21 protein-coding genes are annotated in these 24162 nt (G+C 33.4%); 20 read left to right on the top strand and 1 reads right to left on the bottom strand.

What is annotated here, in order from left to right; translation table 11 throughout:
• Positions 1–262: 262 nt before the first annotated feature.
• The gene (locus WMO18_RS08305; protein ID WP_211148469.1) at positions 263–1996 is read right to left on the bottom strand and encodes an alanine/glycine:cation symporter family protein; all 1734 of its coding nucleotides are present in this window, start codon (positions 1994–1996) and stop codon (positions 263–265) included.
• A gap of 308 nt (positions 1997–2304) precedes the next feature.
• Between WMO18_RS08305 and WMO18_RS08300 the strand changes: the two genes are divergently transcribed.
• From WMO18_RS08300 to WMO18_RS08205, 20 genes are all read left to right on the top strand, one after another.
• Positions 2305–3000 (top strand): phosphatase PAP2 family protein, encoded by a 696-nt coding sequence (locus tag WMO18_RS08300; RefSeq protein ID WP_367286538.1) that lies wholly within the window; start codon positions 2305–2307, stop codon positions 2998–3000.
• 185 nt (positions 3001–3185) lie between these two features.
• Positions 3186–3719, top strand: coding sequence for a hypothetical protein (locus WMO18_RS08295; RefSeq protein ID WP_211148467.1), 534 nt, complete (start codon positions 3186–3188; stop codon positions 3717–3719).
• Positions 3716–3910, top strand: coding sequence for a helix-turn-helix transcriptional regulator (locus tag WMO18_RS08290; protein ID WP_211148466.1), 195 nt, complete (start codon positions 3716–3718; stop codon positions 3908–3910). The genes WMO18_RS08295 and WMO18_RS08290 overlap by 4 nt, the downstream gene beginning before the upstream one ends.
• Positions 3911–4732 (top strand): HAD family hydrolase, encoded by an 822-nt coding sequence (locus WMO18_RS08285; protein WP_367286537.1) that lies wholly within the window; start codon positions 3911–3913, stop codon positions 4730–4732.
• A gap of 146 nt (positions 4733–4878) precedes the next feature.
• Complete coding sequence (locus WMO18_RS08280; protein WP_211148275.1) at positions 4879–6105, top strand: aminopeptidase; 1227 nt, start codon at positions 4879–4881, stop codon at positions 6103–6105.
• A 14-nt stretch (positions 6106–6119) separates the two neighbouring features.
• Positions 6120–6971, top strand: coding sequence for a metallophosphoesterase (locus WMO18_RS08275; RefSeq protein WP_211148274.1), 852 nt, complete (start codon positions 6120–6122; stop codon positions 6969–6971).
• Complete coding sequence (gene pglX, locus WMO18_RS08270; RefSeq protein WP_211148273.1) at positions 6952–10488, top strand: BREX-1 system adenine-specific DNA-methyltransferase PglX; 3537 nt, start codon at positions 6952–6954, stop codon at positions 10486–10488. The genes WMO18_RS08275 and pglX overlap by 20 nt, the downstream gene beginning before the upstream one ends.
• Before the next feature lie 50 nt (positions 10489–10538).
• Entirely contained in the window at positions 10539–11042 is a 504-nt protein-coding gene (locus WMO18_RS08265) for an NUDIX hydrolase (RefSeq protein ID WP_211148272.1), read from the top strand.
• Between the two features lie 28 nt (positions 11043–11070).
• On the top strand, positions 11071–11682 hold the full coding sequence (locus WMO18_RS08260) for an HdeD family acid-resistance protein (protein WP_211148271.1): 612 nt from the start codon (positions 11071–11073) through the stop codon (positions 11680–11682).
• A 54-nt stretch (positions 11683–11736) separates the two neighbouring features.
• Positions 11737–12567 (top strand): NAD(P)H-hydrate epimerase, encoded by an 831-nt coding sequence (locus tag WMO18_RS08255; RefSeq protein ID WP_367286536.1) that lies wholly within the window; start codon positions 11737–11739, stop codon positions 12565–12567.
• A 1-nt stretch (position 12568) separates the two neighbouring features.
• Positions 12569–12802: a Smr/MutS family protein gene (locus WMO18_RS08250; protein ID WP_022505767.1), complete on the top strand. Its 234-nt coding sequence runs from the start codon at positions 12569–12571 to the stop codon at positions 12800–12802.
• 9 nt (positions 12803–12811) lie between these two features.
• A complete protein-coding gene (locus WMO18_RS08245) occupies positions 12812–13660 on the top strand; it encodes a hypothetical protein (protein WP_367286535.1) in 849 nt (282 codons plus the stop codon).
• Positions 13661–14001: 341 nt separating this feature from the next.
• Entirely contained in the window at positions 14002–15336 is a 1335-nt protein-coding gene (gene gdhA, locus WMO18_RS08240) for an NADP-specific glutamate dehydrogenase (RefSeq protein ID WP_211148131.1), read from the top strand.
• A 403-nt stretch (positions 15337–15739) separates the two neighbouring features.
• Positions 15740–16219, top strand: a complete 480-nt coding sequence (locus tag WMO18_RS08235; protein ID WP_211148132.1) for an arsenate reductase/protein-tyrosine-phosphatase family protein — start codon at positions 15740–15742, stop codon at positions 16217–16219.
• A complete protein-coding gene (gene rimI / locus WMO18_RS08230; protein WP_022505771.1) occupies positions 16197–16628 on the top strand; it encodes a ribosomal protein S18-alanine N-acetyltransferase in 432 nt (143 codons plus the stop codon). Before WMO18_RS08235 ends, rimI begins: the two co-directional genes overlap by 23 nt.
• 12 nt (positions 16629–16640) lie before the next feature.
• Positions 16641–17651, top strand: a complete 1011-nt coding sequence (gene tsaD, locus WMO18_RS08225; protein WP_211148133.1) for a tRNA (adenosine(37)-N6)-threonylcarbamoyltransferase complex transferase subunit TsaD — start codon at positions 16641–16643, stop codon at positions 17649–17651.
• A 186-nt stretch (positions 17652–17837) separates the two neighbouring features.
• Positions 17838–18260 (top strand): metal-sensing transcriptional repressor, encoded by a 423-nt coding sequence (locus WMO18_RS08220; RefSeq protein ID WP_211148134.1) that lies wholly within the window; start codon positions 17838–17840, stop codon positions 18258–18260.
• A gap of 10 nt (positions 18261–18270) precedes the next feature.
• The gene (locus WMO18_RS08215) at positions 18271–20772 is read left to right on the top strand and encodes a heavy metal translocating P-type ATPase (RefSeq protein ID WP_211148135.1); all 2502 of its coding nucleotides are present in this window, start codon (positions 18271–18273) and stop codon (positions 20770–20772) included.
• A 118-nt stretch (positions 20773–20890) separates the two neighbouring features.
• Entirely contained in the window at positions 20891–23632 is a 2742-nt protein-coding gene (locus tag WMO18_RS08210) for an ABC transporter ATP-binding protein/permease (protein WP_211148136.1), read from the top strand.
• Between the two features lie 98 nt (positions 23633–23730).
• Positions 23731–23931, top strand: a complete 201-nt coding sequence (locus WMO18_RS08205) for a DUF4250 domain-containing protein (protein ID WP_437127968.1) — start codon at positions 23731–23733, stop codon at positions 23929–23931.
• The last annotated feature ends 231 nt before the right edge of the window (positions 23932–24162 follow it).

Genomic DNA, 24162 nt, shown 5'->3' with positions numbered 1-24162 from the left:
GCGACAGCTCCCTTTACACAAGGGAGCCTTATTTGCTAAAATTTAACACTTTGCATTTAGCCCCACAAACCCTAATTTATTGATATAGTTTACTATCTTTATTATAAATTACAATAAAAATGAGAATAGGGAAAAGGAAAGGAGTGGTTTGATTAACCACTCCTTTAAGTTTATATATATTATTTTTAGTAACAGTAAATAAAGTTAAATATTATCTATTGTTTATATATGCTATTGTATATTACCACTATTAAATCAAATATTACTTATTATTCTTAGCTTTTCCTCTTTCTTCTTTCCAAATTGGCTGGAATTTCTTAGTTTCTTTTGCAAGTTTATTGCTTAAGATTAATACGGCAATAACATTAGGAACAATCATAAGTGCGTTTGCAATATCTGAGAATGACCATACAATATCAAGAGAAATTACTGCACCAAAGTAAACAACAAGTGAGAATATAATTCTGTATATGTAACATACAAGTGGCTTTTTAGCAAGGAATTCAAGTGCCTTTTCACCGTTATATTCCCAACCAAGAATAGTAGAGAAAGCAAAGAGGATAAGTCCAATAGTTACTAGGTAAGCACCAACATCACCAAGTACACTTCTAAATGCTTCAATTGTTAGTTTAGCACCGGTTGTTAGTGTAAGTGATTCGTACTGTCCATCAGTACTGAACTTTACATTGTTACCACTTTCATCTTGCCATGTACCCTGTAAAGTTGTTTCGGTAGCCTTAGCTTCTACACCATCCATCTTTTTGTCAAAGTCAGTTTCCTGATTTGTAGCAATTTTTTCTTTAGTACAAGGTGTGTAGTTTGTAACATTACCACTATCATCAGTTAATGAGAAACCATCATCAGTTAATGCATACTCATAAATTGTATCTTTGTATGAGGAGTCAGAACCAATATTGTGAGATGCAATAGTGATTTTGTTGTTATCAATAACATATGTGCCATCCATAGCTGCATTAGTTGTACCAAGTACACCGGATGATGCAATAGCTAAACCTGTAATTGTACAAACAACAATTGTGTCTAGAAATGTACCACACATATTGATGTAGCCTTGACGAATGTGGTTGTCAGTATGTGCAGCAGCTGCAGCAATAGCAGCAGAACCCATACCGGCTTCATTACTAAATACACCTCTGCCAACACCATAACGCATTGAGTTCAACATTGTTGCAGTAAGTGTACCGGCTATACCACCGGCAACTGATTTACCGGAAAAAGCCATAACAAAAATGTTTTTTAGACCTTCAGGAATACCTGAAATGTTACCGAAAATAACTACAAGACCTGCAATAATGTAAAAGACAGCCATTGCAGGAACAAGTACTGAAGAAACCTTTGAAATACTCTGAATACCACCTAAAACAATAATCAGTACCATAACTGTAAGGATTAGACCTGTTACCCATGTAGGAATAGTAAAGGTTGAGTTAACTGCATCGGAGATTGAGTTAGCTTGTGTTAAGTTACCGATACCGAATGATGCAAGTAATGCAAAGATTGCAAATAATACTGCCAAAATTTTACCGGGTAGCTTGTCGTGAAATGCTGCCTTGATTGAGTACATAGGGCCACCAAGCATTTCACCACGGTCATTAACAACTCTGTACTTAATAGACAACGCACATTCAGCAAACTTTGTTGTAATACCAAATGCTGCTGAAATCCACATCCATACCAAAGCACCCGGACCACCGGCTACCATAGCAGTAGCAACACCGACAATGTTACCTGTACCGATTGTAGATGCAAGTGCAGTCATAAGTGCTGCAAAAGGAGAAACATCACCTTTGCCACCGTCTTTTTTGATTCTTGATTCTTTGCTGAAAAGTGCTTTTAGTGATGGAAAAAGATTTCTCCAAGTTAGAAAACCAAACCTAAAGGTTAGGTAAACACCTGTACCAACAAGCAGTATCAGCATTACAGGACCCCATACTGCGTTGTCAATGTCGTTTAAGACAGTTTGCAGTGAGTTCATAAAATGTTCCATAATTCTGCTCCTCATTTTTTTAATTGTATATTACTACGGAAAAAAGGTAGCACACCGAATATATGCACTACCTTGTACTCATAACATTATACACTATTTATCACTTTAATACAATGAAATGCACCAACGAAATTCGACAAATTCTACAATTTCTATATATTTACCAAAATATATGAATAAACAAATGGACTTATTCATAAAATATGTATGTTAATTTATGTACATTTTTTGTAAAAGGTATATAAAACCCGGATTAAATCTTGATTTTGAAATGTGGTTGTGCTAATATGTTTGATATGAAAAAACAGTTAATTCCAAGATATGCGTATTTACCTATTGTGGTTTGTATTGTTTGGAACACCCTTGTTTACAATATGACAAGGTTCTTTACCAACAAAATGACCCATTATGATTTTTCAATAAAATTAGATAGTTACATTCCTTTTGTATCCTCTTTTGTAGTGATATATATTCTTTCTTATGTGTTGTGGATTATAGGATTCTTGGTGTTTGCTAAAGAAAGTAGAAGTCTTTGCAATGAGCTTTTTGCTGCTGAATTTGTGTGCAAAACCATTTGCCTATTTTGTTTTGTTATTATCCCAACCACTATGACAAGAGCAAATGTTCCTTCCGGAGGTGTTCTTAACTGGTTGACTAATGCTGTTTATTCATTAGACCAACCTAATAATCTTTTCCCATCTATCCATTGTATGGAAAGCTGGATTTGCTTTAGAGGTGCTTTAAGGTGTAAGAAAGTTCACCCTATGTATAGCAAGGTGTGGTTTGTTCTTGCTATATTAATTTGTATGTCAACTGTATTTGTAAAGCAACATGTGTTTGTTGATATTATCGGTGGCATTGTAGTGGCTGAAATTGGTTTATTTCTTTCAAAGAAATTTAACCTTGGCAGAGCCTATGATGTTGTTAGGTATAAGTTTATTACACTTGTAAGATTTAAGAAAAAGACAAATAAGGTTGTAATGAAAAAGTAAATAATATTTAAAAGTCACACTGTTTTCGGTGTGACTTTTTTATTGCCTAAAAAATATATTAGAAAAGCTGACTTAACATAAAGTAAAATATTTCAAAATAAATGTAAAATATACTTGACATAATGTAATCTAGGTAGTAATATATAGTCAAGAGATAAAAATAAATTTTTATTGGAGGTTTTATTATGATTAATACAGAGAAACTTTCTTTTGCATTGGGTATGGTTGCAAGTTTTGTATTGGTTTTCCTTGTTTGTCTTTTTGCACATTTATATAGAAAGAAAAAGGGTAAGCCTACTAACAATTACGATGAAAGACAAAAGGCTATTAAAGGTGTAGCATATAAGTATTCTTTCTTTACAGTTATCGCTTACTATATTGCTAACGGTTTGTTTTGCAAATTGTTTGGTGATTGGCTTGACACAATGTCAATGAACTTTGTTGGTATTTGCTTAGGTGTTGTTGTATTTGCCGGTTATTCAATTATTAAGGATGCTTATGTTTCATTGTCCGGTAATCTTTCAAGGTATATTATTGTTTTTCTGGTTGTAAGTGCAATTAACTTTGCTTGTTTTTTTGGAAATATCATCACTAAAGGTGATGATGAAACATTTTTTATGAACCTAGTTTGTGGTGTTACATTTCTAATAGTTTCAGTAATTGCAATTATGAAAATCATCATTGACAAAAAAGCAGAAAAGAGAGAGATTGAAGAATGAAAAATTTAAAATTAAAATCTGCTAGGGCAGGTATGGATATTTCTCAGGCTAAACTTGCTGAACTTGTTGGTGTATCACGACAAACTATAAATGCTATTGAAAAAGGTGACTACAACCCTACAATCAAACTTTGCATTGCAATTTGTAAAGTACTTAATAAAACTTTGGATGAACTGTTTTGGGAGGAATAAATGAATACACTTTATGTTTCTGACCTTGACGGTACACTACTGAATAGTGATGTTAAGATTAGTGAAAATAGCAAAAATATCATTAATTCCCTTATTGAAAAAGGAATGAAATTTACAGTTGCTACTGCAAGAAGTTTAGTTTCTGCAAGTGATAAAATTGAGGGCTTGAACTTAAAATTACCTGTAGTTGTGTATAACGGTACTTTCACAATGATGAAAGATACAGGAAAAATAGTTAATTCAAATTACTTTAATAAAACTGACAGAGATTTTATTATTGAGAATATTAAGAAATCTTCACTAAACCCTTTGGTATATTCATTTGTTAATAATGTAGAAAAGGTTAGCTACAACAAGAATTTTGTAAATCAAGGTACAAAATATTACCTTGATGTTAGAGGTAATGACCCTAGAATGAACCCTCTGAACAGTAATGAAAACCTTTATGAGGGTGATATTTTTTATTTTACTATTATCGGTGAATATGATGAGGTGAAAGAATTTTATAATTCTATCAAAGAAAATAATAATATTAGAGTAACATTTCAGAAAGAAATTTATAATGACTCCTATTGGTGTGAAATTATGCCTATAACTGCCTCAAAGGCTAATGGAATTTTGCAGTTAAAAGAAACATATAATTTTGATAGGGTAGTGACCTTTGGTGACGCTATCAATGATGTACCTATGTTTCAAATTTCTGATGAATGTTATGCAATGAATAATGCTTGTGAAGAATTAAAATCTATTTCAACTAAGGTTATTTTAAGTAATAATCAAGATGGTGTAGCTTTGTTTTTGCAAGAAAAATTTAATAGTTAAATAAGGTTGTGGTAAATAACTTATAATGAAAAGTATTTGCCACAACCCTTTTTATTGTAATTTATTAATAAATATAGTATAATTTGAGTATTATAATTTATATGTAACTATGGATAATCCTAGTGAAAGATAATAAGGTGATATATATGAAAAAGACAGATTTAAGAAATTATGCAAAGCTAATTGCCCAAAAGGGTGTTAATGTACAGAAAAATCAAGAGGTGTATATTACTACACAACTTGACCAACCTGAATTTGTAAAAATGCTTGTTGAAGAATGTTACCGTAGTGGTGCAGGTAAGGTTATTGTTGATTGGAACTATCAGCCACTTACCAAGCTTCATGTTCGTTGGCAGAAAGAAAAGGTACTTTCTAAGGTTGAAGAATGGGAAAAGGCAAGACTTCAGCATAAGGTTGATGTGCTACCTGCACTGATTTATCTTGAAAGTGAAGACCCTGATGGACTAAAGGGCGTTAATATGGAAAAGCTGGTTAAATCTCAGCAGATTAAGAGAAAAATCACTAAGCCATATCGTGACCAAATGGATAATAAATATCAGTGGTGTATTGCAGCAGTTCCCGGTGCTGATTGGGCAAAGAAAGTTTTCCCTAATGAGCGTAAAAGTGTTGCTATTGAAAAGCTATGGGAAGCTATCCTATACACTTCAAGGGCAAACGGTGACCCTATTAAAAATTGGGAAGAACATAATAAAGACCTAAAAGAAAGATGTGACTACTTAAATTCACTTGGTATTGAAACACTAGAGTACAAGTCATCTAACGGTACTGACTTTAAAGTAGGTATGATAGAAACTGCTCAGTTCCTAGGTGGTTGTGAGGATACACTAGGTACAAATGTACCATTTAATGCAAACATTCCATCAGAAGAAATTTTTATCACACCAAAGAAAGGTGTAGCTGAAGGTATTGTTTATGCATCAAAGCCACTTTCATACCAAGGTCAGCTAATCGAGAATTTCTCAGTAAGATTTGAAAATGGTAAAGCAGTAGAAGTAAAGGCTGAAAAGAATGAGGACCTACTAAAGTCAATTATTGCAATGGATGAAAATTCAGCTTATCTTGGTGAAGTAGCACTTGTACCATATGATTCACCAATCAGAAACAGTAAAATTCTATTCTACAACACATTGTTTGATGAAAATGCTGCTTGTCACCTAGCATTTGGTGAGGGCTTTACAAATTGCCTAAAGGACTATGAGGACTTAACTCTTGAACAATGCAGAGAAAGAGGCATTAACGATAGCTTAGTTCATGTTGACTTTATGATTGGTAATGAGGACTTAAACATTACTGCTATTACTAGAGACGGCAAGAGAGTACCTATCTTCAAAGATGGTAACTGGGCATTTTAAATTAAGGTAACTTAATGATAAAGTATATTATTTTTTCAATTCTTTTTGTTATCCTAGTTGTAATAATTTTTATTGCAGTTAGCGATATTAGATTTCGCAAAATCAAGAATGTAACCTACACAATTGAAAGTGAGAAAATAAAGAAAAGTGTAAAAGCTGTCTTTGTTTCTGATTTTCATAATTGTGGTGATATAGGTGAAATAGTAAAAAGAATAGAAAATATTTCACCTGATGTAGTTTTTTTAGGTGGAGATTTAGTTGATAGAATTAGTGGTTGTGAGCAAGGATATGAGTTAGCTAATATTCTTGTACGGAAATATAACTGCTATTTTGCACCGGGTAATCACGAATATGGGCTGAAAGAACCGGAAGAAGTTTTATCCGATTTACAGAAAATCGGTGTAAAGGTTCTTGAGGATAAGGTAGAAAAGGTCACTATAAATGGCAACAAGATTGATATTTGTGGTGTATATGACGGTGTGAAATTGTCAGAAAATTCTATGGCAACACAACTGAAAAATGTAAATTATAATTCCGATAAAGAAAATTATAGAATTTTACTTGCACATTTTCCTGTTTATGCAAAAAGCTATTTTAGGTATAAATTTGACTTGATACTTTCAGGTCATGAACATGGTGGAATGATCAGCCTACCTCATAAAGATAAGGGACTGATAGGTCACAAAGGCTTTTTTCCTACCTTTTCAGGTGGAGAATATGTAAAGGAAAATTCAGTGTTGATAGTTAGTAGGGGTATCAGCTACCCTAAGTATAACTATATTTTACCAAGACTTTTTAACAACCCTGAGTTGGTTGTAATTAATATTAAAGGTTTGAATAAAGAAAATGGACAGAACAGCAATTAGAAATTTTGCAATTTTTGCAAGAAACAAATTAATTGAAGATATAAAGGAAAGGGCAACTTACTTTGGTGTTACGGAAAATGGTATTTCTCAATTTTACGGTCACTTAACTGAAGAAGAAAAAGTTGCAAGACATCATTTTATAGAAAAAATAAGCAGAAGTAACGAAGAGGATTATGTTACTTCTTTTAATGATGCCATTGAGGATATTGCCTATATTTGGTTCACAAGAATTGTAGCACTTAGATATATGGATGCAAATTCTCTATTGCCTTTCAATAATCAATTGTTCTTGTCCAAAGATGAAAAAGAACCTAAAATTATTTCTACTTTAGGTGATAATGTTCTTGATTTTACACCGGAAGATGAAATGAATATTGGTAAGTATAAAGCAGAGAAAAACAACAAAGCTCTGTACATACTTCTGTTTGTAAAGGTCAATGAATATTTAGGCCGGAATATGACCGTATTCCAAAATGACCTTGATGATTATGTAAAACTTCTCCTAAACCTTGATTATGACAGTAACGGTGTAATTGCTGAACTTTCTAAGATTAATATTGATAACTTTACCCAAGGTGTAGAGATTATGGGTTGGTTTCATCAGTATTACAACACAGATGTTTTCAACAAACTTTATGACGGTGATATGAGCAAGAAGAAAATTTCTTCAAAATATCTACCTGTTGCAACTCAGCTATATACACCTGATTGGGTAGTAAAATATATGGTAGAAAATACCCTAGGTAGGGTATGGGTTGACCATTTAATAGGTAATGGTGAAACTGAAAAAGCAGAAAACTTCATAAACAAATGGCAGTATTATATTAAAGATACTGATGAGGATAACCCAGAACTTAAAAAAATCAGAGAGAAAAGAAAAGACTTAAAACCTACCGATATTAAGTTCATTGACCCATGTATGGGTAGTGGTCATATTTTGGTTTATGCCTTTGAATTATTAGTTGATATTTATTGCAATGAGGGCTATAGCCAAAGTGACTCAGCACTTTTGATTGTAGAAAATAACCTTTATGGCCTTGATATTGACGATAGAGCATCATCACTTTCTTATTTTGCTTTAATGATGAAAGCAAGTTACTATAACAAAAATTTGGTACTGGGCAAGTACAAGGTAAATCTTTGTAGTGTACAAGAAAGTAACAATATTGAAAATGTAGATGAAGTGGCACTATTCTTTAGCAACGGTAACGAAAGATTGTTAGAAGAATTTACATATCTAATTACTGTATTTTATGATGGTAAAGAATATGGCAGTATCTTGAATTTAAGGAAAGTAGATTTCAAAAGCTTATATAGCAGAATAGAGGAATTAAGAAATTATAGTCCAACAACTAAGGAAGAAAATAATTACTTAAAAGAAATATTCTCAAAGCTGCTTCCACTTATTAACCAAGCAAATATTATGTCACATCACTATGATGTGGTAGTTACTAACCCACCATACCTAAGCAATTCAAGAATGAACAAGAAACTTGCTATGTATGTAAATAGGGAATATAATATTGCAAAAAATGACTTAGCAGTAGTATTTATTCAGAAAGCAGTAGGTGTACTTTCTAAGGAAGATGCGTTAATTGCTATGATTACTACTGTTTCTTGGATGTACCTAAAAAGTTTTGAAAAGTTCAGAAAATACCTATTGCATAGTTTTCAGCTAAATTCTATTGTTGATTTTGGTACAGAACTTTTTGAGGGTAAAATCGGTCATCTACCTGTTGTAACATGGGTAAACCGTAAACACCTACCATTCCAAAAACTATGTGGTGTCAGACTTTCTGAATATAACTACAGTAAGCGAAAAGAAAAGCATAATCAGTTTTTTAATAAAGAAAATTATCACTATACCGACCAATATGATTTTGCCAAAATACCGGGAGAACCGGTTGCATATTGGCTTGGAGATAGCTTTATGAAGGCATTTGAACAAGGCAGAACCTTAGGTGAACTTACTGTTTGTAGAAACGGTATGAAAACCGGTGACAATGAAAGATTCTTGCGTTTGTGGTGGGAGGTTAACCTTTCTAAAGCAAACTTTACAGCAGAAAATGTAAATGATGCCTATGAAAGTGGTGCAACATATTTCCCTTATAATAAAGGTGGAGAATATCGTAAGTGGTATGGCAATAATGACTACCTAATTAATTGGTACAAAAACGGTGAAACTGTTATGGGTAAGGCTAAATTAGACGGTAGGCATACCCAAGACTATAACCAAGAACTAAAGTTTATGCCACTTGCTACATGGTCACTTATTACAGTAAAACCGGCTTTTAGATATAAACAAAATGCACTTTCCGATATTGCCGGAATGTCTTTCTACACTAGTCAGGACAAGCTACTTTATTACTTAGGTTTTTGCAATTCTGTTATTGCAACAGAAATGATAAAGCTACTTGCACCGACTATGAATTGCCAAGTAGGTGATATTGCCAGACTACCGATTTTACATTCTTTAAGTAAAGAACAAGAAGTAAATGACTTAGTAACTGAGAATATTAACCTAGCAAAAGAGGACTTTGATTCCTTTGAAAATTCATGGGACTTTACAACTCATCCGTTTATAAAGTACAAGACTTCAACCGGTAAACTCCTTGATGCTTATTTACAATGGGAAAAGGTAGCCAACAGTAGATTTAATAAGGTTAAGGAAAATGAAGAAAAGCTAAATGAAATTTTCCTTGATATTTATAATGTAAAAGACGGTTTCAAAAGTGAAGTTGAAGAAAAAGATGTTACAATATACAAGGCTGAAAAAGTTAGAGATGTTAAGTCCTTTCTATCATATGTAGTTGGTTGTGTACTGGGCAGATATAACCTTGATGATTTAGGCAGTGTATATACAGGTGAAGTGTGGGATATTGATAAGTACAAAACCTTTACACCTGTAACAGACAACTGTGTTGTAATTACCGATAATGAAGATTATGACGAAGATATTGTCTATTACCTAAAGAAATTTTTAGTAACTGTTTTTGGCGAAAATTCTTTAGAAGAAAATTTAGCTTTTATTTCTTCTTCATTAAATGAAAAAGGCAAAACACCTACAGAAAAGATTAGAAATTATTTCTTCAACACTTTCTATAAGGAACATTTGTCCAACTATACAGTAGGTGTATCAGGAAAAAGACCGATTTATTGGATGTTAAACAGTGGCAAGAAAAAGGGCTTTAAAGCACTTATTTATATGCATAGATGGTATTACGGTACACTTTCAGGTGTTAGAAGTCATCAGCTTTATGATATGATAAATTACTACAAAAATGCTATTGAAAACTTAGACTCAAATTTTGTGGATGAGGATGATCCAAGCTATAAAGTAATGATGAAGTATAGAGATACTTTACTTTCTAGGTATGACGAAGTACAGACTTTTGAGAAGAAACTTTCTAAACTGGAGGGTGTCGACATTGATACTGATGACGGTATTAAGTTTAACCACAAGAAAGTACAAACAACAGTAGATGGGGAAGTAATTAATATTCTTGAAAAAATATAATTGCCTTTTCTTTGTAAATAATATATAATCAAATAAAAGGAGAGAATGAAATGGAACTTTGGGATATATATGATAAGAACAAAAACAGAACCGGTCGTACGATGAAGAGAAATGATTGGTGTCTTAAGGATGACGAATACCACCTAACAGTTTTAGGTGTTGTATGTAGAGAAGATGGAAAATTCCTAATCACTAAGAGGGCTATGGACAAGGCATGGGCCCCAGGTTGGTGGGAAGTTTCAGGTGGTGCAGCAATGGCAGGTGAAGAGTCTATTGATGCAGTTCGCAGAGAAGTACTTGAAGAAACAGGTCTTGATGTAACTAAGGGCAAGGAAGAATATCTATTTACTTACCATAGAGAAAATCCCGGTGAAGGTGACAACTACTTTGTAGATGTATATCGCTTTACACTTGATTTTACAGAAGACGATGTTCACAATCAGGCAAGAGAAACTACAGGTTTCAAACTTGCTACTGTTGATGAAATTAATAAATATGCCGATGAAGGTATTTTCTTACATTATGACAGTATCAAGAAAGCCTTTGAAATCTAAAAATAAATATTTATAAAGGAGGGTGCTTATGAGTAGTAAAGACAATAAAGTCAAAACCTTTAAAAAAGAGTTTATCTTTACAGCTATAGCACTTATTGCAGTAGGTGCAATGTTTGTAATTCTCCCTAAGTCCTCAACAAAGATTATTTGTTATGTTACGGCAGGACTGCTTTGTGTTTGGGGTATTATCAAACTGTTTATGTACATTAGTGCAGAAAGACAACAACAGGCCTTTACCTCTTTTTCTTTAGTGGGTTCGGTAGCACTAATAATCGGTGGTGTGGCAATTTTCATTAATCCGGAATTTTTTGCCGGTATTTTAGCAACATTCTTCGGTTGTGTAATGATTGTTGATGGTGTGCTAAAGGTACAGTATGGTGTTGACTTAGCTAAGATTGGTGCAAAAATGTGGTGGTCAATCCTAATTCTTGCAGCAGTAATTATTGGTCTTGGATTAGTTGTTGTGTTTAATCCATTTTCAACTGCTATGGTATTTACAATTTTTGCAGGTGCTGTGTTAATCATCAATGGTATCTCTGATATTGTAACAACAATTTATGTTAGCCATATTTATAAAGAATTAGCTAAGAAACAAAAGACAATTACTCTTACTGATGAAGATTATAAAGATGTAGATTAATTAGGAAACTGCCTTGGGAAACTAGGGCAGTTTTTAACATTATAAGGTGATAATATGGAAAAAGTTATAACAGTAGAAACAATGCGTAAAAGTGATGCCTATACTATTGCAAATTATATTGATAGCAAAAAGCTAATGTACAAAGCCGGTGTAGGTGTATTTAACAGTTATGATTATAAAGGTAATATTGCAATAGTTTGTGGTAGTGGTAATAATGCCGGTGACGGTTATGTGCTATCATTACTATTAAAAGAAAAGAATATTTCTTCAACTTTGTTTTTAATTAAAGAAAAGTTTTCTGTGGACGGTAAGTATTATTTTGACAAATGTATGGAACAGAATATTCCTTATAAGGTGTGTGATGAAGGTACTGACTTTTCTAATTATGATATTATAGTTGATTGTATTTTTGGTACAGGCTTTAAAGGTGTAGCTAGGGGTATTGCCGGTGATATTATTGATAAAATTAATGACAGTAATAAGACGGTAATTTCAGTTGATATTAATTCAGGTCTTAATGGTGATACAGGCTTTGGCGAAAAAGTAGTAAAGTCAGATTTAACAGTGTCTATCGGTTATCTAAAGACAGGACTACTTATTAATGATGCTGATAAATATATTGGTAGCTTGAAGAACTGTAATATTGATATTGAACTTATAGATGATTACTATACGCTTGTTGATAATTTTAGTAATGCTGAAAATGTAGTTGAATTTAATAATTTTAATTCTTTTGCAGAAGAATATAATATTATTGAATACACAAACCCACTTGAAGTAGTAACAGAAATTGCAAAGGAAAATGATATTAATATTCTTATAAAGAATTTAGGTAAATATAGTTTCTTAGTTACCGATAAAGTAAAGGAACTTTCTAGGTGTTAATATGGCTTATTCTATTGCAATTGATATTCATGGAGAAACAAGACAAAGTGGCAGAAAGTTACTTGAAAATAAACTAAAGTCACTACCTAAAGACACAAGAGAAATTGTAGTAATTCATGGCTACCATCAAGGAAATACTTTGCAACAAATGGTGAGAAGTTTTAAGCATCCTATGGTGGAAAGAAAAATCTTAGGATTAAACCAAGGTGAAACTATATTTCTAATAAAGAAATAAGGAGAATATATGAAAGGCGTAAAAGTAATACATAAATTATTAGGTGAGGGAAGTGTTGTTTCTTTAAATAACGATATGCTTACAGTGCAGTTTACGGAAAAAGAAATGACCTTTATTTTTCCCGATTGTTTCCAAAGTGTACTGTCTACTGAAGATAAAGATATGTCAGCCTTTGTAAAAATGGCAATCAATAACCGTGCATTAGAGAAAAAGCTACTTGAGAAAAAGGGCTTAAAAAGAAGAGTATATGAAACTCGTAAGGAAGTACCTAGGTGGAATACTGCTACAAAATCTAAAAAAAGTGTAGCAAAGAAAGAAACAATATCTAAATTTAATTCTGTAAAAGAAAATAGAACTTCAATAAACAGAATTATCCCTAAGCCTACAGAAAGACAAGTTAACAGTATTCCAAGAAAAGTACCTACTAAATCTGTAGAAAGAAAACCTATTAAGAAAAATGATTTTAATAAGTATTCTAAGAATTTAGTTAGGTATAAGGGTATAAATTGTTTCTTGTATTTAGGTGAAATTAAGAATGATACAATAGTAGTAAACCCTATAGAATTAAAGGATAACAAGGAACTTTGCCAATATGTGTATAAAAACGACTTGGTATTTTCTGTAAAAGAAAATAAAGTTCAGGGTATAGGTATAGTATCCACAACTAAGTTAACGGATGAACAGACCTATAAATTTACCCTTAATATTATTCCTATGTTAGAAGAAATTAAGGTGAAGAATGAATATACAGGTGTAATAAACCACTTAACCCCTATGGAATATAGGGATTTGCTATACGGTATCAGAAAATTTTGTCCTTATATATCCAGTATTGAGGGCATAAGAGAACTAATGTGACCAAAACAGAAAAATGAAACTTTAATTTTTTTTCCTTCAAAAAATTATAAATTTGAATTGTACAAAAATTCTTTAATATATTATACAATATGTACAAATTTAGTGTTTTTATCGTGAAAACAGTTGAAAAATTCTAAATGTATGGTATAATTACAATCAGTGAAGAAAGGAATAAATCACCTTTCTAAATTAATAAATGAAATTATCAGTTGCGAAACTTTCATTTTAAGTGTATTTCTCAAAAATATCAAATGAATATTGTTAGTAGATTTATGTTAAATGGATAGGTATAAATCAAAAGATAATTTCTACTCAAGACTTTATTTCAGGAGGAACAAAAAATGTCATATGTTGATGAAGTGTTAGCTCGTGTTAAAGCTAAAAACGCTAGCCAGCCGGAATTTCTACAGGCTGTTGAAGAGGTACTGGACTCTCTAAGACCTGCTGTAGAAGCAAATGAAGAAAAGTTTAAGAAAGAAGCTCTACTAGAAAGAATTACAGAGCCTGAAAGACAGATTATTTTCCGTGTACCTTGGGTTGACGACAACGGTCAGGTTCAGGTAAACACAGGTTACAGAGTTCAGTTTAACTCTGCTATTGGTCCTTACAAGGGTGGTCTAAGACTTCATCCTTCTGTAAATATTGGTATTATCAAGTTCTTAGGTTTTGAACAGATTTTCAAGAACAGCCTAACAGGTCTACCAATCGGTGGTGGTAAAGGTGGTTCTGACTTCGATCCTAAGGGCAAGTCAGATAGAGAAATTATGGCATTCTGCCAGAGCTTTATGACAGAACTATATCGTCATATCGGTGCTGATACTGACGTTCCTGCAGGTGACATCGGTACAGGTGCTAGAGAAATCGGTTATATGTACGGTCAGTATAAGAGACTAAAGGGCGTTTATGAAGGCGTTCTAACAGGTAAAGGCCTATCATATGGTGGTTCTCTTGCTAGAACAGAAGCAACAGGTTACGGCCTACTTTACCTAACAGAAGAAATGCTAAAGTGCAACGGCAACGATATTGCAGGTAAGACAGTTGCAGTTTCAGGTGCAGGTAATGTTGCTATCTATGCTACTCAGAAGGCTCAGGAACTAGGTGCTAAGGTTGTTACAGTTTCTGACTCAACAGGTTGGATTTATGATTCTGAAGGCATTGATGTTGCTCTTCTAAAGGAAGTTAAGGAAGTTAAGCGTGCAAGATTAACAGAATATGCTGCTAACAGACCATCTGCTGAATATCATGAAGGTAAGGGCGTTTGGACAGTTAAGTGTGATGTTGCTCTTCCATGTGCTACTCAGAACGAACTGAACCTAGAGGATGCTAAGGCTCTTGTAGCTAACGGTGTAATCGCAGTTGCTGAAGGTGCTAATATGCCAACAACTCTAGATGCTACTAAGTATCTACAGGAAAACGGTGTTCTATTTGCTCCTGGTAAGGCTGCAAATGCCGGTGGTGTTGCTACTTCTGCTCTTGAAATGTCACAGAATAGCGAAAGACTATCATGGACATTTGAAGAAGTTGACGCTAAGCTAAAGAACATTATGGTTAACATTTTCCATAACCTAGACAACGCAGCTAAGAAGTATGGCTTTGAAGGCAACTATGTTGTAGGTGCTAACATTGCAGGCTTTGAAAAGGTTGCTGACGCTATGACAGCTCAGGGTATTGTTTAATTTTCTAACCTAACTATTACTTAAATTTATATAGGCAGTATGTACTTTGCATACTGCCTTTTTTATTAAGTAGTATAGAATTTCACATTTTACTATTGTGCGTTTTGTGCAAAAAATTTTAGAAAATCAATTTTTAAATTATTTGTTACATAGTTTTACTAAATTTTTAGTAAAAACAGAGATTTTTATGTTTTACTAATATTTAATATAATTGTTGTTGCATTTTTTATTGAAAACTGATATAATAATTACGTAATCTTGTTGAGATTGCATAGTGGTTTTTGAAATTATTTATTATGATATGTATATGAGAAAAAGAATTTGTTATTGATTAGGTATATATTGGAAAGTATAAGATATAATAGAGTGATGTATTGTGAAACCCGATAGGGAGGTTTTAGTTATGAAAAAGATTTTATTTGTTTGTACAGGTAACACTTGTCGTTCCCCAATGGCAGAGGGAATTTTTAATAGTTTAGCAAAAGAATATCACGTTGATGCAGTTGCTGAAAGTGCAGGTTTTGATACTGAAGACGGTCTTCCTGCATCTGAAAATGCAATTAAGGCTTGTTCTGAAATCGGTGTTGATATTAGCAACCATAAGTCCAAGAAGTTTGATGAATGTAACCTTGATGAATACATTAAATTTCTTACAATGAGCTTTGACCATGCCAATATCCTTATTGATAAGGGTATTCCATGGAGCAAGATTGAGGTCCTTTGTGGTGCTGACCATGGTGTCCCTGACCCATATGGTTTTGGTCTTGGCATTTATCGTTCTTGTCGTGATGTAATTAAGCGTTGTATCGAAAAGTATTTTATCAAACTTGAAGAGAAAGAAAAGGACTCTAAGGTAGAAAATGAAGATAATCGGAATGAATGAGGATAATATTTATTCTGTAAAAGAAATTGAAGATGAATGTTTCAGCAATCCCTGGTCTTTTGAAAGCCTAGAAATAGAGCTTTCTAAGGTTGGGGCTTGCTTTTATGTTGCCGAAGAAGATGAAGCAATGGGCTACATAGGCTTTAATATGGTGCTTGATGAAGGCTATATTGCCAACTTAGCCGTTAAGGAAAAGTACCGTAGAAAAGGTGTGGCTAATGCTTTACTTCAAAAAGTAGTTGATACTGCTAAGGAAAATAACCTTGCTTTCGTTTCATTAGAAGTAAGGGAAGGCAACACTCCGGCAATAAATTTATATAATAAATTTGGATTTACTAAGCAAGGTGTAAGGAAGAATTTTTATCGCAATCCTACCGAAAATGGATTGATTTTAACTAAATTTCTATAAAGGAAAAATAATATGAAGATTTTAGGAATAGAAAGTTCATGTGACGAAACTGCAGCATCAGTTGTAGAAGATGGCAGAGTTGTATTGTCAAATGTAGTTGCAAGTTCAGTAGAAGAACATAAGCTATATGGTGGTGTTGTACCGGAAATCGCATCAAGACGACACGCAGAGTGTATCTCTCAAGTTGTAGAACAAGCTCTAAATGACGCAAATGTTACTCTTGATGATATTGACGGTATCGGTGTTACTCACGCTCCCGGTCTAATTGGAGCATTACTTGTAGGTGTGAATTTTGCAAAAGGTTTGGCTTATAGTGCTAAGAAACCACTTGTGCCAACTCATCACTTAAGAAGTCACATTGCATCAAATTATATTTCAAATAAAGAATTAAAACCACCTTTTATGTGCCTAGTTGTGTCAGGTGGTCATAGTCATATTGTTATGGTTGAGTCTTATACCAAGATGAAAATTATCGGCAGAACAAGGGATGATGCAGCAGGTGAAGCATTTGATAAGGCTGCTCGTACAATGGGTATGAGTTATCCCGGTGGTATTTCTATGGATATTGAGGCTGAAAAAGGCGATCCATTTGCCTTTAAACTTCCAAGACCTATTGTTCATGATGCACCATATGATTTTTCATTTAGTGGACTAAAGACTGCTATTATCAATACAATACATAATGCAAGTCAAAAGGGAGAATCTTTACCAAAAGCAGATTTATGTGCATCTTTTAGATGGGCAGTAGTTGATTGTCTTGTTACTAATTTCCTAAAAGCTGCTAAAGATTATAATGTAAAAACCCTTGTAATTGCCGGTGGTGTATCTGCAAATTCACTTTTAAGAAGAAGATTACAAGAAGAATGCAAGAACTTAGGCTATGAACTTTATATGCCTGAAAAGAAGTATTGTGGTGATAACGGTGCTATGGTAGCAAGTCAGGCTTATTATGAACTACTTGACAATAATATTGCTGATTTAGACCTAAATGCAGTAGCAACACTTCCTATCGACTATAGATAATTCTGTATTAGAATTATAAAAACTCTTTAAAAGAAAATAATATATTGTACCAAAACCCGATTGATTTTCAGTCGGGTTATTTTTTATGTAAAAAATTCTTGACATATACCCTATAGGGGTATACAATACAATTGTAAGTTAAAGAGTTTATTGATAATTTACAGGGGAAATTTGTGAGGTGACTCTATGAATACAGATAGCAAAGATAAAAATGCTAATATAGATTTAGCAGAAAATTCATTAGCAGAAAATTCTGTTGAAGAAATAAATTCTTCAGAAAAATATTGTTCAGAAAATAGTGACAATACTAATAATGAAAAAGGTTGTTGTCACAAAACTAAGGAAAGAACAACTGATGAACAGAAAAAGCTAATGAATAGACTTAGTAGGATTGAAGGTCAGATTAGAGGAATTAAAGGTATGGTTGAAAAAGATGCTTACTGTACAGATATTCTTGTACAGGTTTCTGCCGTAACCTCAGCACTAAATTCCTTTAGCAGAGAACTTCTTGCGAATCATATTCGTACTTGTGTGGTACATGATATTAAAGCAGATAAGGAAGAAACAGTTGATGACCTAATTTCTACATTAAAGAAAATTTTGAAATAGGGGTGATATTGTGAAACAATATAATGTTACCGGAATGAGCTGTGCTTCTTGTGTTGCAAGGGTAGAAAAAGCTGTCAACAAGGTTGATGGTGTTACTTCTTGCTCAGTAAATCTGTTAACTAATTCAATGTCAGTTGATGGGGATGTTAAGTCAATTGATGTTATCAGTGCAGTAGAAAAGGCAGGTTATGGTGCATCTCTAAAAGGTAATTCTTCTAAAGAAAATAAATCCAGTGATGAACCATTGAAAGATACTGAAACTCCTAAACTAAAGAAAAGATTGTTTTCTTCTTTAGTATTTCTATTATTACTAATGTATATTTCAATGGATCATATGATGTGGGGATTCCCTTTACCTAGTGTTTTGGCTAATAATCATATTGCAATGGGCCTTATTCAGCTACTGCTAACAGGCATTATTATGGTGATAAACCAAAAGTTCTTTGTTAGTGGCTTTAAGGCTCTTATCCATAGGTCACCTAATATGGATACACTTGTTGCTTTAGGTGCAGGTGCATCATTTATTTACAGTGTGTATGCTTTGTTTGCAATGACAAATGCCCAAGTTAATAACGATATGTCACTTGTAATGAAGTATATGGATGAATTTTACTTTGAGTCAGCCGGTATGATTTTGACTTTAATTACTTTAGGTAAAATGTTAGAGTCCTACTCAAAAGGCAAAACCACTAATGCTATAAAAGGTCTAATGAATTTAGCACCTAAAAAGGCAACAATATTAGTAGATAATGTTGAAAAGGTAGTGCCTATTGAAGAAGTAAAAATCGGTGATATTTTTGTTGTAAAACCCGGTGAAAACATACCTGTTGATGGTGTTGTAATTGAAGGTGAAAGTGCAGTTAATGAGTCAGCACTAACCGGTGAGAGTATTCCTATTGATAAAACAGTTGGTGACAATGTATCAGGTGCAACAGTAAATCAGTCAGGTTTTATTAAGTGCAAAGCAACTAAAGTTGGGGAAGATACAACTCTTTCTCAGATTATCAAAATGGTTAGTGATGCCTCAGCTACAAAAGCACCTATTGCTAAGGTAGCAGATAAAGTTTCAGGTGTGTTTGTACCTATTGTTATTTCAATTGCAGTAGTTACAATTATTGTGTGGTTACTATGTGGTGCAATCTTTGGTAATGCACTGGTTAGAGGTATTTCTGTACTTGTTATCAGTTGCCCTTGTGCATTGGGTTTGGCAACACCTGTAGCTATAATGGTTGGTAATGGTGTGGGTGCAAAGAATGGTATTTTGTTCAAGAATGCAACTTCACTTGAAACTACAGGAAAGATCAGCTATGTGCTACTTGATAAAACAGGTACAATCACTAACGGTACACCGGTAGTAACTGATATAATTCCTAGTGAGAATTATACTGAGAATGATTTACTAAGCTACGCTTCTTCACTGGAAAGTAAAAGTGAACACCCTCTTGCAAAGGCAGTTGTACAAAAAGCTATTGACAGTAATATAAAAACCCTAGATACAACAGACTTTAAGTCACTAACAGGTAACGGTGTATCAGCTAAAATAAATGGCAAAACAATTGTTGGTGGTAGTGTAAAGCATATTTCTTCTATTGCTAATATAGATGAAAATATTATTAAACAAGCTGATGAACTTGCAACTAAAGGCAAAACACCTTTACTGTTTGTTATGGATAACCGGTTGCTAGGTATTATTGCCGTAGCTGATGTGGTAAAAAGTGATAGTCCTAAGGCAATTAAAGAACTTCAAAATATGGGTATTAAGGTTGTTATGGTTACAGGTGATAATGAAAAGACAGCTCAAGCTATAGCAAAAGAATCCGGTGTTGACGAAGTAATTGCCGGTGTATTACCTGACGGTAAAGAAAAGGTTGTTACTCAGTATAAAGAGAAGGGTATGGTTGCAATGGTTGGTGACGGTATCAACGATGCACCTGCATTGACTAGGGCAGATATTGGTATTGCTATTGGTGCAGGTACTGATGTTGCAATTGACTCAGCTGATATTGTACTGATGAAAAGTAAGCTAACTGATGTTTCAGGTGCAATCAGACTAAGTAGAGGTACTTTAAGGAATATTCACGAAAACCTATTTTGGGCATTTATCTACAATGTAATCGGTATTCCTTTAGCTGCCGGTGTGTGGATTCCTATTTTCGGTTGGACACTTAGTCCTATGTTTGGTGCAGCAGCAATGAGCCTTTCAAGTTTCTGTGTTGTTACAAATGCCCTTAGACTTAACTTCTTAAATATCAGAAGTAGCAAAAGGGATAGAAAGATAAAAAATAAAACTAATAAAAAGGAGAAAAATACTATGACTACAACTCTAAAAATTAACGGTATGATGTGCCCTCACTGTGAGGCAACAGTAAAAACTGCTTTGGAAAGCATAGATGGTGTTACTTCTGCTGAAGTAAGTCACGAAAGTGGTACAGCAGTAGTTACTCTTTCAAAAGAAGTAAGCGAAGATGTACTAAAGAAAGCAGTAGTAGACAAAGGTTATACTGTTGAATAATTAAATAATATACATTCATTTAAGAATATATATTGTAAAAGTGTGGTAATATGTTATAATGAAGTCATTGATTTAATAGTCAATGACTTTATTTGTTTTGCAAGAATGGAGGTATTATATGCTTCAAATAGAAAATATAAGCAAAAAGTATGTGACAGGTGACTTAGTACAACAAGCACTAAAGAATGTTAGCCTAACACTTCGTGACAATGAGTTTGTTGCTATTCTTGGACCTAGTGGTTCAGGTAAAACTACATTGCTAAATGTAATCGGTGGACTTGATAGGTACGATAGTGGTGACTTGATTATCAACGGTATTTCTACTCAAAAGTATAAGGATAGGGATTGGGACTCTTACCGTAACCACACAATCGGTTTTGTTTTCCAGAGTTACAACCTTATTCCTCATCAAACTGTACTTTCTAATGTAGAACTTGCCCTAACTATTTCAGGTATCTCAAAGTCAGAAAGAAGAAAAAGAGCAAAGAAAGCACTTGAAGAAGTAGGTCTAGGTGACCAAATTCATAAGAAGCCTAACCAAATGTCAGGTGGTCAAATGCAGAGAGTTGCTATTGCAAGAGCCTTAGTTAATAACCCTGATATTTTATTAGCTGATGAACCTACAGGTGCTTTGGATACAGAAACAAGTATTCAGGTTATGGAATTGCTAAAGCAAGTTGCCAAGGACAGACTTGTTGTAATGGTTACTCATAACCCTGAACTTGCAGAAGAATATGCCAACAGAATTGTAAGACTAAAGGATGGTGAAATCACAGATGACACTAACCCTTATGTTGTAGAAAAGTCAAAGGTAGAAAAGCCACAACATAAAAATATGGGTAAGTCCTCAATGTCAATTTTCACTTCTCTTGCACTTAGCTTTAACAATCTAAAGACAAAGAAAGGCAGAACTTTACTGACTTCCTTTGCCGGTTCAATCGGTATTATTGGTATTGCACTTATCCTTGCTTTGTCAAATGGTGTAAATAACTATATTGCCGATGTACAGAAAGACACTATGACCTCATACCCTATAACTATTAATGCTCAAGATATGGACTTAACAAGTGTTATGAATGACGGTCAAAGTGCAGCAGTAGAAAAAGAAAATGTTGACCATAAGAAAGATAAGGTTTATTCCAACACCACAGACCTTGAAATGACTTCAAGTATGACAAGTAGTGTCAGTGAAAACAACCTAACAAAATTCAAGGAATACATTGATGATAAAGACAGTGAAATTAATAAGTACATTGGAGAAAACGGTGTTGTATATTCCTACGATACTTCTTTTGGTGTGTATTCTTATGACCCTAACAAAAAGTTAGTTAATTCTGACGGTAGTTCATTTAAGACAGAAAAAGACAACTCAAATAATACCTTTAGCCAAATGACTAGTATGAGTAGTCAAATGACAAGTATGATGGGTGGCAGCAAAAACGGTTTTTCTGAACTAATGCCGGGAAAAGGTGACAACCTAGTAAGTGGTGCAGTTAAAGAAAATTATGATTTGCTTTACGGTCACTATCCTGAAAAGTACAATGAAGTTGTTTTAGTATTAGATACCAACAATGAAATTCGTTCAACTGATTTGTATAAGCTGGGACTTCTACCTGCTAAAGAATATGAAAAGTATATGGATGAAATCAACAAAGGCAAAAAGGTAAATCCCGATACTTCAAAATGGTCATATGAAGATGCTTGTAAACATAGTTTCTATCTAATTCCTGCTTGTGATTACTACGAAAAAACAAGTAACGGCACATACAAGAATATTTCTGATGATGACCAGAAAATGAACAAAATTCTAAAGAATAACGCTATTAAACTAAAAATTTCCGGTGTTATCAGACTTAAAGACTCAGACAACAGAATTATCAGTCAGCCTGTAGGATATACTCAGGCACTGACAAAATATATCATTGACTATACAAATAAAAGTGATGTTGTAAAGGCTCAGAAAAAGTCTAAGGATGTTAACATTCTTAGTAATATGAGATTTGCACCTGATGGCAAAAAAGAAAAAATTGCCGATGCTAAAAAGTATCTTAATGGTTTAGGTGTTAGTGAAAAGGCAAAACTTTGCAAGAATATTATGAATTCGGTTTATGGTAACGATAAGCAAATGCAAAGTCAACTTGCCAACCTAACAGAAGAACAACTTGCCTCTTCTCTAGACCAATTTGTAAAGAATAATCCTGATGATAAGGTAATGCTAAATATTTATGATACCTATATTTCACCTGGTAGCTACGATGATAATATGAAAGAATTTGGTGTTGTTGACTTAGCTACACCATCCTCAATTAATATTTATGTAGATAGCTTTGAAGATAAAGACGGTATCCGTACAGCAGTAGATAACTATAATAACGGTGCTAGGGAAAAGGATAAAATCAGCTATACCGACTATGTAGCACTTCTTATGTCCTCAGTTACAACAATTATCAATGTTATTTCTTACATTCTAATTGCTTTCGTTGCAGTATCATTAATTGTTTCTTCAATTATGATTGGTATTATTACCTATATTTCTGTACTTGAAAGAACAAAGGAAATCGGTATTCTAAGGGCAATCGGTGCATCAAAACGAAATATCAGTCAGGTATTTAATGCAGAAACATTTATTATAGGCTTGTGTTCAGGTATTATAGGTATAGGCTTAAGTGAGCTTATCTTGATACCGTCAAATGCAATTATCCATTCATTAATGGGTACAACTGATGTTAATGCTACAATTCCCGTAGTAGCAGGTATTGTGCTGGTTGTAATCAGTGTTCTTCTTACTTTAATAGGTGGTTTAATTCCGGCTAAAAAGGCAGCAAAGAAAGACCCTGTAATTGCATTAAGAAGTGAATAAAATTTAAATTTTGTGAAAAAGGAACTGTTTTTCAGTTCCTTTTTTGTTTGTTATGGTATTGTAAAATATTTAATTATCAGTTAAAATAATATTATAATTTGAATAAGAAAGAAGAGAAAGAAATGGCTTTACCAAACGACCCTATGATTTTGTTATCATATGTAAATACTCAGTTAAGAGATAATTATAGTTCTTTGTCAGAATTATGTAAGTCTTTGTGTGTGGATAAAGAAGATATTACTTCTAAACTTTCCACAATAGATTATGAGTATGATGAAAACTTAAATAAGTTTGTGTGATTTTATAATTTATAGTTTTAAAGGAGTACATTTGTTGTACTCCTTTTATTTATCATATTAAATAATATCTATACAAATTAGGGTTTTTCAATTTTGTTTGTGGGTAAGGGTAAATTTGATAAATTGGGGTTTGTGGTGCTAGAACTTGCCTTGTTATGTGGTAGATATTTAGAATTAGTAGAGACTAACCAGCCTTCCTTGTGTAAAGGAAGGGGGACCACGAAGTGGTGA

Source organism: Ruminococcoides intestinihominis (assembly GCF_040096285.1).
GTDB classification, from domain to species: Bacteria; Bacillota; Clostridia; order Oscillospirales; family Acutalibacteraceae; genus Ruminococcoides; species Ruminococcoides intestinihominis.
The sequence above is the reverse complement of the archived record's forward strand: the minus strand, read 5'-3'. Positions and strand labels throughout refer to the sequence as shown.